Source organism: Pseudophaeobacter leonis (genome assembly GCF_002087335.1).
In the GTDB taxonomy this organism is placed as follows: domain Bacteria; phylum Pseudomonadota; class Alphaproteobacteria; order Rhodobacterales; family Rhodobacteraceae; genus Pseudophaeobacter; species Pseudophaeobacter leonis.
The window spans coordinates 92,750-108,334 of the sequence record NZ_MWVJ01000033.1 but is presented as its reverse complement, the minus strand read 5'-3'; the positions used below and the strand labels follow the sequence as shown (position 1 = coordinate 108,334).

11 protein-coding genes and 4 pseudogenes are annotated in these 15,585 nt (G+C 61.5%); 5 read left to right on the top strand and 10 right to left on the bottom strand.

All coding sequences use genetic code 11. The features are described from left to right. Positions 1 to 185: 185 nt before the first annotated feature. The 10 genes and pseudogenes from mdoH to B4968_RS08940 form a co-directional block, all read right to left on the bottom strand. Positions 186 to 2,072 (bottom strand): glucans biosynthesis glucosyltransferase MdoH, encoded by a 1,887-nt coding sequence (mdoH, locus tag B4968_RS08985; RefSeq protein ID WP_083098317.1) that lies wholly within the window; start codon positions 2,070 to 2,072, stop codon positions 186 to 188. Further along, positions 2,069 to 3,595: an OpgD/OpgG family glucan biosynthesis protein gene (locus B4968_RS08980; RefSeq protein ID WP_083098315.1), complete on the bottom strand. Its 1,527-nt coding sequence runs from the start codon at positions 3,593 to 3,595 to the stop codon at positions 2,069 to 2,071. Before B4968_RS08980 ends, mdoH begins: the two co-directional genes overlap by 4 nt. Next, complete coding sequence (locus B4968_RS08975) at positions 3,592 to 4,884, bottom strand: OpgC family protein (RefSeq protein WP_083098314.1); 1,293 nt, start codon at positions 4,882 to 4,884, stop codon at positions 3,592 to 3,594. Before B4968_RS08975 ends, B4968_RS08980 begins: the two co-directional genes overlap by 4 nt. A gap of 59 nt (positions 4,885 to 4,943) precedes the next feature. After that, positions 4,944 to 6,309, bottom strand: a pseudogene (locus B4968_RS08970) (tetratricopeptide repeat protein). A gap of 288 nt (positions 6,310 to 6,597) precedes the next feature. Next, positions 6,598 to 7,857 carry a CaiB/BaiF CoA transferase family protein gene (locus B4968_RS08965; protein ID WP_420916499.1) on the bottom strand — a complete coding sequence of 420 codons (1,260 nt, stop codon included), beginning with the start codon at positions 7,855 to 7,857 and terminating at the stop codon, positions 6,598 to 6,600. Then, positions 7,841 to 9,451 (bottom strand): annotated as a pseudogene (locus tag B4968_RS08960) (thiamine pyrophosphate-binding protein). The gene B4968_RS08965 and the pseudogene B4968_RS08960 overlap by 17 nt, the downstream one beginning before the upstream one ends. Before the next feature lie 143 nt (positions 9,452 to 9,594). Beyond that, positions 9,595 to 10,155 carry a DUF302 domain-containing protein gene (locus B4968_RS08955; protein ID WP_083098311.1) on the bottom strand — a complete coding sequence of 187 codons (561 nt, stop codon included), beginning with the start codon at positions 10,153 to 10,155 and terminating at the stop codon, positions 9,595 to 9,597. Between the two features lie 210 nt (positions 10,156 to 10,365). Further along, positions 10,366 to 11,424 carry a YeeE/YedE family protein gene (locus B4968_RS08950; protein ID WP_083098309.1) on the bottom strand — a complete coding sequence of 353 codons (1,059 nt, stop codon included), beginning with the start codon at positions 11,422 to 11,424 and terminating at the stop codon, positions 10,366 to 10,368. A 323-nt stretch (positions 11,425 to 11,747) separates the two neighbouring features. Continuing rightward, positions 11,748 to 12,089, bottom strand: coding sequence for an ArsR/SmtB family transcription factor (locus tag B4968_RS08945; RefSeq protein WP_083098308.1), 342 nt, complete (start codon positions 12,087 to 12,089; stop codon positions 11,748 to 11,750). 62 nt (positions 12,090 to 12,151) lie between these two features. After that, positions 12,152 to 12,606: pseudogene (locus B4968_RS08940) on the bottom strand (thioredoxin fold domain-containing protein). 95 nt (positions 12,607 to 12,701) lie between these two features. On the opposite strand from B4968_RS08940, the pseudogene B4968_RS08935 reads away from it, so the two are divergent. The 5 genes and pseudogenes from B4968_RS08935 to soxZ all read left to right on the top strand — a co-directional run bounded on the left by B4968_RS08935 (position 12,702) and on the right by soxZ (position 15,556). After that, positions 12,702 to 13,439 (top strand): annotated as a pseudogene (locus tag B4968_RS08935) (cytochrome c biogenesis CcdA family protein). A gap of 42 nt (positions 13,440 to 13,481) precedes the next feature. After that, on the top strand, positions 13,482 to 14,060 hold the full coding sequence (locus tag B4968_RS08930) for a thioredoxin family protein (RefSeq protein ID WP_083098306.1): 579 nt from the start codon (positions 13,482 to 13,484) through the stop codon (positions 14,058 to 14,060). Positions 14,061 to 14,184: 124 nt separating this feature from the next. After that, on the top strand, positions 14,185 to 14,661 hold the full coding sequence (soxX, locus tag B4968_RS08925; RefSeq protein WP_083098305.1) for a sulfur oxidation c-type cytochrome SoxX: 477 nt from the start codon (positions 14,185 to 14,187) through the stop codon (positions 14,659 to 14,661). 50 nt (positions 14,662 to 14,711) lie between these two features. Further along, on the top strand, positions 14,712 to 15,128 hold the full coding sequence (gene soxY / locus B4968_RS08920; protein ID WP_083098303.1) for a thiosulfate oxidation carrier protein SoxY: 417 nt from the start codon (positions 14,712 to 14,714) through the stop codon (positions 15,126 to 15,128). A 98-nt stretch (positions 15,129 to 15,226) separates the two neighbouring features. Then, on the top strand, positions 15,227 to 15,556 hold the full coding sequence (soxZ, locus tag B4968_RS08915; RefSeq protein ID WP_083098302.1) for a thiosulfate oxidation carrier complex protein SoxZ: 330 nt from the start codon (positions 15,227 to 15,229) through the stop codon (positions 15,554 to 15,556). The last annotated feature ends 29 nt before the right edge of the window (positions 15,557 to 15,585 follow it).

Below are 15,585 nucleotides of genomic sequence, written 5' to 3'. Positions count from 1 at the left end.
GCCTCTGGCTGGTCAATCCGGATGTTGCAGCACAAGATGCCTGAGCAACAGCATAGAGGGGGGGGCTCCCGCGCCTTTGCCTCTCATCTGTGATGAGAGAAAAAGCCTTGGGCCCGGCAGCGCCCCTGCCGGGGCGCTGCGGTCACGCATCTCGGGACCGTTGCATCTGGGATCCTTCGAAAAAGCTATTCCGCCGGGTGTTGGCTCCTTACATCCAGGTAGGCCTTTAGCTGGGCGCGATAGTGCCGGGCGGTTCTGGTGATCTTTGGCTCTGAATAGACGACGGGCGTTGCCATCCAGCCGCGCTGAGAGGTCCCGGCGCGCAGGCCCGAGAGAGCAGAAAGGGGGATTGCCAGGATCAGTGACACAGCAATCGGTATGAGCCAGACAGAGACCAGCCCGGCCAGAATGCCGCCCCAGAGGGCGATGCCGCTGAGGGTTTCCAACGCATGGCAGCTGAGCAGGGTGCTGAGCCCATAGCGCCCTCCGGCGCGGGCCTGCGGGGACCAGCCACGCTGCAGCCCAAAGGCGGTGCGAAACACTGCAATCATTTGTTGTACCATCAAAATTGGCGCATACAGCACCGCCAACAGGATTTCGGAGGCGGCGGACAGGGCAAAGCGGGCTGGGCCGCCATAGTCGGCCAATCGCCCGCCACCAAAGACCACTGCCAGCACCGCCAGAAGCTTTGGCGCCAGTAGCATGGCGTAGATCAGCAGGATCACCAGAATATGGCGTGGCTCTGACATATCGGGCCAGGACGGGCGTGAGGGATTGGTCTCGCTGAAATAGCGGATGACCGAGCTGTCGGCGCTGTGGCCAATCAGAGCCCAGATCACCAGCAGGGCAAACCAGATCGGGGCCATTAGATAGCCGATGGCGCCGTGCAGCAAATGAAACCGCGACATGGCAAAAAATCCGCGGGCCGTGAGCAGGTTCAGGTGTTGCAAATTGCCCTGACACCAGCGCCGGTCCCGCAGTATATGGTCGATGAGGGTGGGAGGCGTCTCCTCAAACGAGCCGCCAAGGCGCGGCAGAAAACGCACCCGCCAGCCGGCCCGGCGCAACAGGCCTGCCTCGACAAAATCATGGCTCATGATCAGCTGTTCGCGGCCCGTGAGGCGCGAGCGCAGAGGCGGCAGGCCCGCGCAGGCGGCAAAGGCGCGGGTGCGCATTATGGCGTTGTGACCCCAGGAGTTTCCTTCAAAGCCGCACCAGCGCGCAAGGCCTTCGGCCAGGGCCAGGCCATAGACACCATTAGCAAATTGCTGCATGCGACCAAACACCGACTGGGCGCCAATCAGCTGTGGGAAGCTTTGGATCAGACCGGCGCTGGGGTCGCGCGACAGCGCATCGGTCAGCCGTGAGATGGCACGGCCAGTCATCAGGCTGTCGGCATCAAGCACCAGCATGGCGTCAAAGCCGGCGCCCCAGCGCCGCAGCCAGTCGCTGATATTGCCGACCTTGCGCCCGGTGTTGTTGGCGCGGCGGCGATAGTACAACTCCAGCCCGGAGGGCAGGTCGGCGCGCAGGGCGTCAAAGCTCAGCCGCTCTTGTTCGGCCAAGGCGTCATTGCGGGTATCAGACAGGATGAACATGGCATAGCTGTGCGCGCTGCGGCGGGCGCTCAGCTCTTCCAGCATGGAGCGCACATTGCCCAGCACATACCAGGGCTCTTCGTTGTAGACGGGCACCAACAGTGCAACCTTCATCGCGGCAGGAGGGCGGTCTGGCCGGGTGCGATCGCGTTTGGACAGGGAAAACAGTCCCAGCAGAACGGTCGAGACTGAAAAGCAGATCCAGAAAAAGTTAAAGGCGATAAGCGCCAGCAGCAACAGTTCCAGCACCATGAAACCATCCAGAGCGAACCAGACCCGCATCACCCAAACCAGCAGGCCCGTGGCCAGCATGGCGGGCGAGAAGGCCAGAATACGCCACAGCGCCATGTGGCCGGATGGCGCAAACTTTGGCGCGTTCTGGTCGCTAAAAGCCGTGCTGAAATCCTGCTCGGGCATCTCCATCTGCTGGAGAGGCGGCATCAGGGGGGCGGGGGCTTGCAGGGGGCGGCTCATGCCGTCCACCGATACAGCCAGACTTCGCTTGCCGGGGCGCCTGCGCGTCTGAGCTGCAGGCGCAGTTCAACGTGGTTCTCGGCATTGGGCGCAAAGCTGAAGGCAAGCCGCAACCCACCTGTGGAGGGGTTGCGCTGCAACACGCCGGGGCTGGTCTCAACATGCGGCGAGGACAGATGCACCTCAATGTCATCAGGATCGCCCTCCAGCAGGGGATGCGCCTCAAAATCCACTGTCATCAAACGGCCCGGCTCGCCAAAGATGCGCGCGCCAGCTGCGGTATCAATCACCCGCGCCAGCTCAAGATCCGGATCCCCCCCCCAGCTGAGCCGATAGGCCAGCGGCAGCTCCGCGCCTGCCGGGAGGGGCGCGTGCGGGCGCCAGTAGGCGACGACATTGTCATAGATCTCTTTGTCGGCGGGGATTTCGACCAGGGTGACAGCGCCTTTGCCCCAGTCTCCCCGTGGCTCGACCCAGAGGCTGGGGCGGCGGTGGTAGTTGGCCTCAAGATCCTCAAATGTGTCCAGTCGGCGCGAGCGTTGCATCAGGCCAAAGCCACGCGGGTTTTCATCGACAAAGGACGAGACCTGCAGATGGGTGGGATTGGCCAGCGGCCGCCAGAGAGTCTCGGCGGTGCCATTCCTGATCAACAGCCCATCACTGTCGTGCACATTGGGGCGGAAATCGTCAAATCGGTCGCGGTTGGTACGGTCAAACAGGAACATTGAGGTGAGCGGGGCCAGTCCGGTATGGTCGAGGTCTGCACGGGCAAAGAGCCGTGCCTCCACATCCATGAGGGTGGTGGCACCGGGGGTGATGGTAAACCGGTAGGCCCCGGTGACCGAGGGCGAGTCCATCAGCGCATGCACCACCATGCTGCGCTGACCGGGGGCAGGGGCCTCCAGCCAGAACTCGATGAAATCGGGAAACTCCTCGCCCATGGGGTCGCCAGTTTTTAGCGCCAGCCCGCGGGCCGACAGCCCATAGGACTGGCCAATGCCAATGGCGCGGAAATAGCTGGCACCCTGAAAGACGCAAAACTCGCTTTTCTTGTTGGGGACATCCAATGCGGTGCGCAGGCGCAAACCACTATAGCCAAGCGCGCCTGAGGTGCTGAGCGGCGGCGCGATCTCACCGCGATCAAACAGGCTCATATCAAAGCCAAAGGGCCGGGCCATGCCCTCTGTTACCGTGTTTATTTGCACCGCATGGCGAAAATACAGCCCCGGCAGGAACAGATCCACGTTGTAGCTGTGGTCGCTCTTGGCCCAGATCGAGTCTTTCACGCGGAAACGGTGCGCCTTGTATTGATCATAGGACAGCTTGAGCCAGTCCTGCGGCACCTCGGCGCGGGGGCTATAGGCCTGCTGCGCCAGTGCGCGCGCCCGCGCCACCACCTGATCATGGTGAAATGGCTGTGCCCCGGCCTGATCTGTCACGGCGGCGGACAGGCTGGGCAGGGCTGACAGCGCAGTGCTGCAAAGTGCTGAGGCGACAAAGGCGCGGCGGCTGAGGCGGCTCATGGTTTTGCCCTCCAGGGGTGGGATTTAAACCATCCGGCCGCAAAGGCGCAGCAGATGATCAGGCCAAAGCCCGCAAGGTTGGCCAGCGCGGTGATGGCGATGCCGCGCTCGGACTGATCCAGAGCAAAGCCAATGAGGCGGGCCAACGCCATGGAAAAGACAAACACCGCAAGGCTTTGCTGGCCGACCCGGGTGATGATCTTGAGCAGGCGCGCCCAGATGCGCGCGCCGAGGCTGTGGCCCGAGGCCATGAGGCGCTTGCCACCTTCTCCCGCCAGCAGCCAGCCCAGATAGGCCAGAGCGAGGAAATGCGCATAGCGCAGCAGGCCAAAATCGGTCTTTTCGCGCCACTGCGCCGATGCTTTCCATGCGGGGCGGATCATCTCGGCCAGATCGGCATTGGCGGCTTCGACCCAGAGAAAGACTTTCCACGAGCCAAAAGGCGCCGACAGGACCAGAAAGGCGGCAGCGGCAACGCCCAGCAGGGCAGAGACCGGCGGCTTTGGCAGCCAGCCTTTCATGAAGGCAAAGCCGGTAAAGAACAAAAGCTGCCAGCCAAAAGGGTTGAAAAACCACTCTCTCGCTGACCAGGGCTCGGCAGGCAGCGAGAGACCATCGGGGCCCAATCCTATGAGGTAGGGGTTCGCGGCAAGCCAGATCAGGCCTGACGCCAGCGCGATGGCCCAGAAGCCCAGACGTTCCAGCCCCATCATCAGCGGCATCAGCGCCAGCACCACCAGATACATCGGCAGTATGTCAAAGTAGTTTGGCACATAGGTCAGGGTGAACAACCCGACCAGCTGGGGCGCCGGATCATTGAAGAAATGCTGCAGGTTCAATGAGTTGATATAGGATTTATCAAAGGCGCCATAGGTGTCCAGCGCCGCCATCGACATGGCGACAAAGCAAAACAATCCGATATGGGCCCAGAAAACCTGCCAGCAGCGAAACACTCCCCTTGCGGAGCCGAGCCACCAGCCCCGCCGTGCAAAGGAGCCGCCAAAGGCAATGGCCGAGGCCATGCCGGAACAGAAAACAAAAATCTCGGTGGCATCAGAAAAGCCAAACCGGGCCGGGATCCAGCCAGTCCAGCGATTGCCCGGAATATGGGCCACCAGAATGATGAACATGGCAATGCCGCGATAAAAGTCGAGCCGGGGATCGCGCAGCCGCGCCTTGGGCGGCGTGATCTGGCCAGAAACTCCAGGGGACTGCGTCCGGTTGGCGGCAGCTCTGTCTGCAGCTGCGCGCTCTGGTTGAGGCGTTGGAAAGGGCGAGATGTCCGCCATGCTGGGCTGATCCTTGTAGGTCTTGAACGCGGCACGTGGCCGACTGGCTAATCTGTTGGTTATTCTGCGGGCATGCTTTGGGCGTTGGGAGAGGTTCTGCCTGCGGCAATGAGGGCGCGCCGGGCCAGTGCATAATTGTCTTCGCGCCCGCTACGTTTGGCACGGCGGTCGTCCAGGATGGCTTCGGCGGCGTCAAACTCTCCGGCCCGCAGCCCGGCATCAATTGTCATACGCTCAAACACATCGCGCTGGGCGTGGCTGCCTCCGGCGAGCTGCATGGCACTGCGGGCCCGCCGCCAGATGCGCAAAGGCCATGGCGTAGTTGCCATCGCCAAAGGCCTCGAGACCATTGGCGGCGTCACAGCCCGGAATGGCCATCCGGTCCTGCGCCTCGTTGTGGCGGTGTTTGGCATCGGCATGGATGCGGCTGACCAGACGGCGGGTCTCAGCGGCGCGATCGCGGCCGGCCAGGGCCAGAAGATAGTGCAGATCTGCAAAGATCAGGCTGCCGTCCTCGGTGCGGTTGGCGCAAAGCTGTGACAGCTCTTCCCAGCGATTGCCAACCTGCACCCCGTCCAGCTCAAGCCGCATCAACAGCGAAGTGGCGTTGGAGATGTCGCGGTAGTCGTCGGTCTTGTCGCGCCGAACCTGGGTGTCATAAAGCGCCAGCGCCTCGTCGATCTGGCCAAGGTCAAGATGCATCAGCGCCTTGTGCCACCAGACGTGATAGCGAAAATTGTTGCAATGGGCCCAGGCCTCTTCGCGCTCGGTGAGCCAGCTGAGCCCGGCGGCAGCGTCACCGGTCATATCATGCACATGCGCCACCGCGTGCAGACCCCAGGCATCATTTGGCGCCATCCACAGCGCCTGACGGCCGGTTATGCCGGCTTTCTCATAGGCGCCGGTTTCTTCCAGCGCAAAGGCGTGACAGCCCAGCAGATAGCCGCGGCCTGCGTGATCAGGGTCATAGGCGGGCATCACGCGTTCCACCGAGGCGCGCATACCACTGGCGTCGCCCAGAATAAACCGGATGCCATGGCTGAGTTTCATCGCCAGCGAGTCACCGGGGTCCACAGCCAGAACCTGTTCCATCAGGGCAATCGAGGTCGAGGGACGCCCCATAAGCCAGGCCTCAAGGGCGTCGACATATTTCCGCTCGCGCGGCAGGGCGGCTTCATAGCCCAGTCTGGCGCTTTTGAGGGCATCGCGCGCCATGGGGATCAGCTCGGAACGGCCCAGCATCAGCACCGACAGACCCTTGATTGCCTGTGCCAGTGCAAAATCGGGGGCTGCTGTCAGAACTGCGCCCAGATGATCGGCGGTTGACGCCGCATGGGCCAGCACCCCCATCTGAACCGCATCCCAGTTTTGCAGCGTGGCGGCGCAGGTGAGGCTGGTCTCTTGTCCAAAAATGTCTTGAGTCATTGCGGGTCCAATCTGTGCCGTGGTGTTTGAAGTCAGTCGTGTTGGGGTCAGATTAAACCAGGCAATGGGGCCATGCGACGCTGCTCGCGCTTTGGTGAAGGCGCGTGTGCAGGAAACGGCGCATTTGGCCAATTCCCTTGAAAAGTCAGGCGGATTTTCGCGCCTTTGTAACCTTCTGGTGCAAAAGAAAAGCCAGCATCCGCTTGTGAGGCGGATACTGGCCGGTTTTTGTAACATTGCGCGTTTGAGACGCTGCGGGTTTTGGCCGTCCAGGCGGCAGGTTCCGCCTCAGGTCTCGTCTTCGCTTTCGGCAAAAGGATCTGCGGCGGCGAGAACCTCGTCTGTTGCAGCGCCGCATTGCGGCGGCGCATGGCGGTAGGTCACGGGGGTGCGAGAGAAATTCAACGGGTTCCCCAAGAGCTGCACCGGCCCGGCGCTGGACTGCATTTCGATCGCCATCTCGCGGGCGGCCACCTGATCGGAGGCAAAGACACGGTCGAGGGTCTGCACCGGGCCTGCGGGTACCTTGCGGGCCTCCATGTCGGCGATGACCTCGTCCATGGTAAACCGCTGCAGCGCCGGGATCAGAATGTCATTCAGCGCGTCGCGGTGCTGCAATCTGGCAGGGTTGGTCGCAAACCGCGGGTCCTCGGCCAGACCTTCGAGCCCGAGGAACTCCATGAAACGGCGGAATTGGCTGTCATTGCCAACCGCCAGAATGACATGGGCATCCGAGGTCTCATAGAGGCCATAGGGCACAATGCTGGGGTGTTCGTTGCCCCGGCGCTGCGGCAGGGTGCCGGTGTTGAGATAGGCAACGCCCTCGTTGATCAGCCAGGCGACCTGTGCATCGACAAGGGCCAGATCGATCTGTTGGCCTTCGCCGGTTTGGTCCCGGTGATGCAGCGGGGCGAGCACACCAAGGGTGGCATACATGCCGCACATGACATCGGCGATGCGGACGCCTGCTTTGACCGGCTGTCCCTGCGGCTCACCAGTAAGGGACATCAACCCGCCATAGCCCTGCGCCATCAGATCATAGCCGGGTTTGTGCGAATTGGGGCCGGTCTGGCCATAGCCCGAGATCGAGCAATAGATCAGGTTTGGCAGCTTGTCCTTCATGCTGGCGTAGTCCAGCCCGTATTTGGCCAGACCGCCGGGTTTGAAGTTTTCCACCACAATGTCGGCCTCAGCCGCCAGCCGGTGCACGATATCCTGCCCCTCAGGGGTAGCAATATCCAGCGCGATAGAGCGCTTGTTGCGGTTTGCGGCCATGAAATAGGCGGAAAGATCAGACTGTTTGCCCTGCGCATCCACCACATAGGGAGGTCCCCACTGGCGGGTGTCATCGCCGCCGGTTTTGGGATTTTCCACTTTCAAAACCGTGGCACCAAGATCGCCCAGCAACTGTGTGCAGGTGGGACCGGCCAGAATGCGCGACAGGTCAAGGACCTTGATGCCTTTCAGGGCACCGTGAGACAGGGGGCCGTGAGGCGGGGGGCTTTTGTCTTGGCTGTCAGCGGGAAATTGATCAGATGCGTCCATCATATCCTCCGGGTTCGATCTCGGCAGAAATGACAGTGAAGCGGTCCGAGGCCAAGGCTTCGCGCAGGGCTTTGTTCAGTTCGGCGCGGTTACGTACCGTTATACCGTTGCCGCCAAAGGCGCGGCCGATGGCAGCAAAGTCGTGCCGCGCCATATCGACGCCTGCATTGCTCAGCTGACGCTGGCGCTGTTTCAGCTCGATCAGCGCCAGACTGGCGTCGGCAAAGACCACAAAAATGGGCGCGACCCCCAGCTCGGCGGCGGTGGCCAGATCGCCCGCCACCATGAGAAAGCCGGCATCGCCGGAAAAGCTGACCACCGGGCGGTCTGGGCTCGCCAGTTTGCGGCCAATTGCCATCGGCACAGCGCAGCCCATGGTACAAAGCCCCGAGGACTGTATCAGATCGCGCGGCGCGGCGCAGGTCCACATCTGGCTAAGCAGAATGCGGTGGGCGCCGCTGTCAGCACTGGCCAGGGTGTTTGCGGGCAGGGTGGCCTGGCACTCGGCGATCACACCGGCCGGGCCCCAGTCATCCCATGCGGAAAGGCCGCGATCAAGGCGGCCTGTGCGGCGGAGGGTGCTCCACAGGGCCAGGTGGCTGTTTTTCCCGCACCTGAGGTCAGGGCCGCCAATGTGGGGTTCAAGGCGCTTATGAGTGCCAGGCTGTCGTGATGCATGTAGTGGGTATTGGCCTCGGGGGTGATGTCTATCATGCGGTGCACCCGGGGGTCCCAGACATTGCGCCAGCCGGGGCGCATCTCGATCGGGTCATACCCCAGGCCAAGGATCAGGTCCGATTTTTGCACCACTGGCAGCAGGTGTGTGTCTGCGAGGGGCGATAGTCCAGTCGCCCCTAGGCACAGCGGGTGATCCTCGGGCAGGATGCCTTTGGCCTTATAGGTGGTGACAAAGGGGATTTGGTAGTGCTCAAGGAAGGCGCGGATCTCGTGGCCGGCCTCTTCGTGCAGGGCGTCGAGGCCGATGATGGCGAGTGGGCGCTGGGCCGCGCCAAGCCAGCCAGCGCCTGCGCCAGCGTTGCGTCATCTGGTCGGGTAAGGGCAGCAGGCGCGCGGCGGGCACCGCGATCTCTGGCAGGGCTATCCGCGACCGAGCTCGGCACATCAATATGCACCGGGCCATTGCGGGCCGTGCAGGCAATGGCGCAGGCCTTGTCGGCGATCAGATCTGCGGCTTGCGCATCCAGCCGAAAGGTTGCTTTGGTGATGGGGGCAAAGACCGCACGGTGGTCCAGGACCTGATGCGTGTAGCTGAGCTCTTCGGCGGCATCAACGCAGCCGGTCAACACCAGCATTGGCACCCGGGCCTGATGCGCATTGGCCACCACATTCACGCCGTTGAGCGCACCAGGCCCAAGCGTTGCCACCAGAATGACCGGGGCCCCATCGCTGTGGTGGACACCTTCTCCCATAAAGCCCGCAGCATTTTCGTGTTTGGCCAGATGAAAGCTGATGCCAGCCTTGATCAGCGCGTCCACCAGGGTCAGGACCTCACCGCCGGGCATGCCAAAGGCGTGACGGCATCGGGCCTCGTATAGTCGACGGGCCAGATATCGGCGGCGCGAAGGGTCTCAGCCATGTCATAGACATCCCACTGTTTCTTGTCGCAAGAGATCGCGGGTTCTGCGCGAGGGCCCAAGCCATATCACGGCTCTGTGACAAGGTTTGAAGGCGCGGCGTCACAGCGCCGCCTTCTAAGGTTGGGGGCTTCCAAGTTGGGGGTTAGTCGCGTGCCGCGCGGGCGATGGCGGCAAAGCGCTGGTCCAGCTCTGCTGCGATCTGCATCAGCTGCGTGCCGCCCTCATTGAGATAGGGGGTGAAGACATGGCTGGGTTTCTTATAGGACAGACTGGCAGTGCCATCGCCGCCTTCGGTGACATAAAGCCGGATCGGGGCCTCTATCATCGCGGCGGTCGAAAGCGCCAGAACCCGCAGGGCGTAGTCATTGTTGAAGACGCCGATCACCCGGTTGCCCGGAATGGTGATGCCGCGCGCAGCAGCGCCCCTGGTTGGTCCGGCCTGCGTGACCACACTGAGGCCTTCGGCCTTCACCGCCGCCAAGACATCGCGAAGAAGCGCAGCATAGGATTTATCGGTCTGATGAACCTCCCAGCCTATGCGCTTGTCCAGGCCTGCAGCCCATGCTGGCCGGGTCAGAATAATGGCCAGAAGGACCGCCAGAAAGACCGCCAGTGTGACCACCAGACCCCGCAGGAGATGCGCGGTATTCCGGGGGATCTGCGCTGAGATATGCGCCGGGGCTGGGAGTGATAGGGCGGGCATGAGAGGCCTTCACGACAAGGAGTTGCAGCTACCATAGCCGGGATATGAAGCCGGAGGGCTCACATTGTTGTGTGTGCTGCGCGAGGTGCAGGTTTTTTGGGGGGCGCGTGCGTTCCTGATGCGATCTGAGGAGGTGTCCTGTCCTATCGTTTGACCTGCCTTTAACCTGCCTGCCTTTAACCTGCCCGCATGCCTTCATGCGCAGCTTGGCTAGGGCGCGAGGCGGAAGCCGACGATGAGTTGGCGCAGGCCAAGCGCCGCTCCGGCAAAAATTGCCAGAAAGGTGACCGGAGCCGAGATCGACAGCAACGAGAAGGCGCTGAGCCCCTGGCCCACGGTACAGCCCATGGCAATGACCGCACCGGCTCCCATTATGGCGGCGCCAATGATCTGGCGGCGCAGCTCGCGCGGATCGTCGCAGGCCTCCCAGCGGAAATGCCCCTTCATCAAAGAGCCGATAAAGGCGCCGGGCCAGACGCCGGTGATCGAGCCCACCGCAAAGGACAGAGGCCGCAGGCTGCCGGTCATGGTCCACAGGATGGTCTCGCCCAAAGGGGCCGAGAAGGAATGCGAGGCCAGAGGCAGCGCCTCAAAGCCAGGGCGATTGATATAGGCGGTGCCCGCCCAGCCCGAAACCACGGCAATACCAACAACAACGGACCAAAACAGGCTCTCTCGGTCCCGGCGCAGCTCAGACCCCCAGAGGGCGGCTGCAACGATGAGGCAGCCCGCCGCAATGCCAATCGCGGCAAGGGGCAGGGTGGTGAGCTGAGCCAGATGATGCGCCCGCCCCGGCCGCAACTCGCTGGTGACGTCCTGTTGTTGAAACAACATGTTGCGCAACGGCGCCAGTGGGCCAGAGAGCACCACATAGGTGGAAACCCCCATCACCAGCACAATGACAAAGCTGCGCAGATCGCCACCGCCAAGCCGGGCGATCGCGCCGTAGCCACAGTTGCCGCTCAGCGCCATGCCATAGCCAAACATCAATCCTCCGGTGATGGAGGCCAGCGGCATCCAGCGCACCGAGAGATAAAAGGACTGGGTTTCATCAAGGAGCCCAAGGCCGATGAGAGAAAAGCTGCCGATAACCGCAGTGCCAATCGCAAGCAGCCACATACGCATGCGCTCTGACGAGCCGCCATAGAGCAGATCTTCGATGGCACCGAGGGTGCAAAACCGGCCCAGCCTGGCTGCAAGCCCCAAAAGAATGCCGCCCAACAGGCCAACGGCGGCTACCAGCTGGTGATCGCCGAACAGATCACACATGGGCGTGGTCTCCGGTGCAGGGGGGCATGTGCAAAGATGGGGGCCTGTGAAAATCGGGGGCCTGTGAAAAGTCGGGAGCCTGTGCAAAGTCAGCCATATCCTTGGCAAAGCTGCAAGCGGCTTAGGTGAGAACAGGTGCAAATAATGGGAGCTGGAAGGCCCGGCGCCGGTGCGCTGCCTGGACCAGAGAGGCTGTTGCAGCAGCAGGTGACATCAAACGCAGGCTGCCGCCTGCAAGCGCGCTGGGCCCTGGCCTGTGACCTCCGCAGTTGTCGCCATGTTGTCGCAGAGTTGTCGCCATGTTTACAGCCTGGAGCGGCGGGTCAGGTTTTGCCTTCGGCGCAAAACAGATCATACACCACTTCGAGGATCCGGCGCGGGCGGTCATCCGCAAGGCGATAGTAGATGGCCTTGCCATCGCGCCGTGGCACCACCAGGCCTTCGAGGCGCAGCCGTGATAACTGTTGCGAGACGGCCGCTTGCCGTGCTGCCAGCAGGTCTTCTAGCTCGGTCACGGATTTTTCGCCGGTGACCAGATGGCACAGGATCATCAACCGGCCCTCGTGGCTGATCGCCTTGAGGAAATTCGAGGCCTTGGTGGCGTTGTCCACCATGTCGTCCAGCTCTTTCGGTGCCATGTCGGCCGAGAATTTTGGTAGTGCCATAGTCTTGTCTCCTCTGGGGTGGCGCCTTCTTGCGCCGCCGCCCCAAACATTTTCAGTGCAGGCTAGCTGTCCGGAATCCCTGTGGTATCAGGAACAAAGCCCAGATTCTTGCTCAAAAGCTGCGCCAACAGTGGCCAGAAAAAATCTTCGCCGGGGTAGCCTTCGAGACGTGCCATCTCACGACCGTCTTTCACGATCAAGAAGGTTGGGGTAAGTTTACCCGGCGTGTTACCTGCAAGTCATCGGGGATTGCCCGCAGATCCACCCGGCGCAGCGGCGCAAAAGCACCTTCGCTGGTTTTTGGATAGATAGGGCCGATCTCCTCGTTCCAGCGCTTGCACCATTCACAGCCTGCCTGCTCGACCATGACCAGGGCGTTCGTGGTGCTGCGCGCGGCCTCAGGCTCGCCTGCCTGGGCAGGGAGGGCGGCCGAGATGCACAGGGCCGCCGTTGCCAGAATGTGGCGCAGTGCAAGACAGGAACGTTGAATAATCATGACCTCAACCGTTGACGGCATCCGCGAATTGCGGCTTGATACTACATAATTTGAATATGTGAATAAAACAAGCCTCGTGCCCCTGGGCGCCCGGGCTGGAGGATCATAAGACCGTGATGTTGGAAATCTCATATCTGGGAGCGGCCTTTGCTGGCCTGCTGAGTTTTTTCACTCCCTGTATTCTGCCGATGGTGCCGTTTTACCTGTCCTATCTTGCGGGTTGTCGATGGCAGAGCTGCGCAGTGACGGTGAAATCGCGCCCGGAGCCCAGCGGCGCATGGTGCTGGCGGCCTTGTGTTTCGCAGCCGGAGTGACCTCGGTCTTTATGCTGATGGGCATGGGGGCCACGGCGCTGGGGCAGCTGTTTGGCCGCTATATGGAAGGTGCTGAGCTATGGTGCGGCAGCGCTTTTACTGCTGTTTGGTCTGCATTTTCTCGGTGTGTTGCGCATCCCGTTGCTGTACCGTGAGGCACGGGTCGAAAGTTCGGCAGATCCCTCCAGTCTTGCGGGGGCCTATCTGATGGGGCTGGCTTTTGGTTTTGGCTGGACGCCCTGTGTGGGGCCGGCGTTGGCCTCCATCCTGATGGTCGCGTCCGGCCTGGGAGACATCTGGCGCGGTGGTGCATTGCTGCTGGTCTACGGCGCGGCCATGACCGCACCCTTTGTGGTGGCGGCGTTTTTTGCCAAGCCATTCCTGGCCTGGGTCGGCCGTCATCGCGCCGCGTTTCACTGGGTGGAAAAGATCATGGGGGTGATGCTTATCGTATTTGCCGTGCTGATTGTGACAGGCGGTGTGCGCTGGATCGCTGATCTGATGATCCGCTGGATGCCCGGCTTTGCCACAATGGGATGATTTTGTATTGATTTTGGAGGGGATGAGATGAAGCACTGGAGTATGAAACTTGCCGCTATGGCGCTGGCGCTGCCGTTGATCGCCACTGACGTTGCTGCGGCTGAATTGGGCGACGACGGGCTGCACAAGACGCCGTGGATGCGCGAAACCTTCAAGGATCTGCGCGAAGACCTCGACGAGGCCAATGCCGAGGGCAAGCGTCTGGTGCTGTTCTTTGAACAGCGCGGCTGCATCTATTGCACAAAGATGCACCAGGAAGTTTTTCCGCGTCCCGAGGTCTCGGGCTACATTTCTGATAACTACTTTGTGGTGCAGATGAACCTCTATGGCGATGTCGAGGTCACCGATTTTGATGGCGATGTGCTGGCGGAAAAGGACATGGCGCGCAAATGGGGTGTGCTGTTTACTCCAACGATTCTGTTTCTGCCCGAAACGGTCAGCGAGGGGCAAACCGCCACACAGGCGGCCGTTGCGATCATGCCCGGCGCTTTTGGACCGGGCACCACTCTGGACATGTTCACCTGGGTGAGCGAAAAGAGGTATCTTCTTGACAATGGGGAAGATTTTCAGCGCTATCACGCGCGGCGCATCTCTGAGCGCAACAATGGGTCCGCAGATTGATCGCCGATGAACAGACATAATAATTCACACTATTGAATTTGTTGTTGCGTTGGCCGGCCTGGGTGCCCTACGGTATACATAGCTAAGCCCGAACAAACGCGGGTGGCAGCCAACGGGAGGAACCATGAAGAGACTATCTCTGACACTGGCCGCGAGCCTGATCGGGAGTGCAACTCTGGCGGCAGAGGTCGCGCCAAAGGATGTGCAATTTGACGAGGATGGCGCGGTTGCGGCCTCCTTGACCGGAGTGGCGGGAGACGCGGCAAGCGGCGCTGTTATCGCCGGCACCAAATCGCTGGGCAACTGCGTCGCCTGTCACCAGCTTACTGCTTTGGCAGATGTGCCGTTCCACGGCGAAATCGGCCCGTCGCTGGACGGGGCGGGGGATCGCTGGACCGAAGCAGAACTGCGCGGGTTGATGACCAATGCCAAAATGACCTTTGAGGGCACGATGATGCCCGCATTCTACAAGGTCGACGGTTTTGTGCGTCCGGGTGCAGCCTATACAGGCAAGGCCCCCACTGAGGCGCTGACGCCGATCCTGACGGCACAGGAAATCGAAGATGTGATCGCATTCATTGCGACGCTAAAGGAAGAGTGAAGCCAGGGCCTAAGCCTTGCCGCTTTGCGGAACGTCAAAGGAGACATATGATGGAGTTCTCACGTCGTGAGACCCTGGGCCTGGCCCTGGGAGCCGCTGCAATGACAGTGCTGCCGTTGCGCCTGCACGCCAGCACAGAGGATCGCATTGCTGCATTCACTGGTGGCGCTGATATGGCAGACACCGGCATTGAGCTGACTGCACCAGAGATTGCTGAAAACGGCAATACCGTGCCAATCGAAGTGAACGCCCCCGGCGCCACGGCGATCATGGTGCTGGCCACCGGCAACCCAACCCCCGGTGTTGCCACCTTCAACTTTGGCCCGCTGGCTGCCAGCCAGTCTGCCGCAACCCGGATCCGGCTTGCCGGCACCCAGGACGTGGTCGCTATTGCCAAGCTGGCCGATGGCAGCTTTGCCAAGGCAAGTGCCGCTGTGAAAGTGACCATTGGGGGCTGCGGCGGCTAAGTCGTTCGCCTGGCAGATACCCGAATACGGCCTGAAAGAAGACGGCCTGAAACATGGCCCGAATACGAAAATGGCCCGAATACGAAGGAGTTTACGACATGGCATCCGGTGTAAAACCCCGCGTCAAAGTCCCGAAGAAAGCCAAAGCTGGTGAAGCAGTGACGATCAAGACCCTGATCAGCCACCAGATGGAAAGCGGCCAGCGCAAGGATAAAGAGGGCAACCTCATTCCGCGCTCGATCATCAACCGCTTTACTTGTGAATTCAACGGCCAGCTGGTCACTGATATCACCATCGAGCCCGCAGTCTCGACCAACCCTTATTTTCAGTTCGAGGCCCTGGTGCCCGAAGCCGGTGACTTTGCTTTCACCTGGTATGATGATGACGGTTCGGTCTATGACGCCACAAAATCGGTCGCGATCGCCTGATCCCTTCCGGATCTCAAAGGCACGGCACC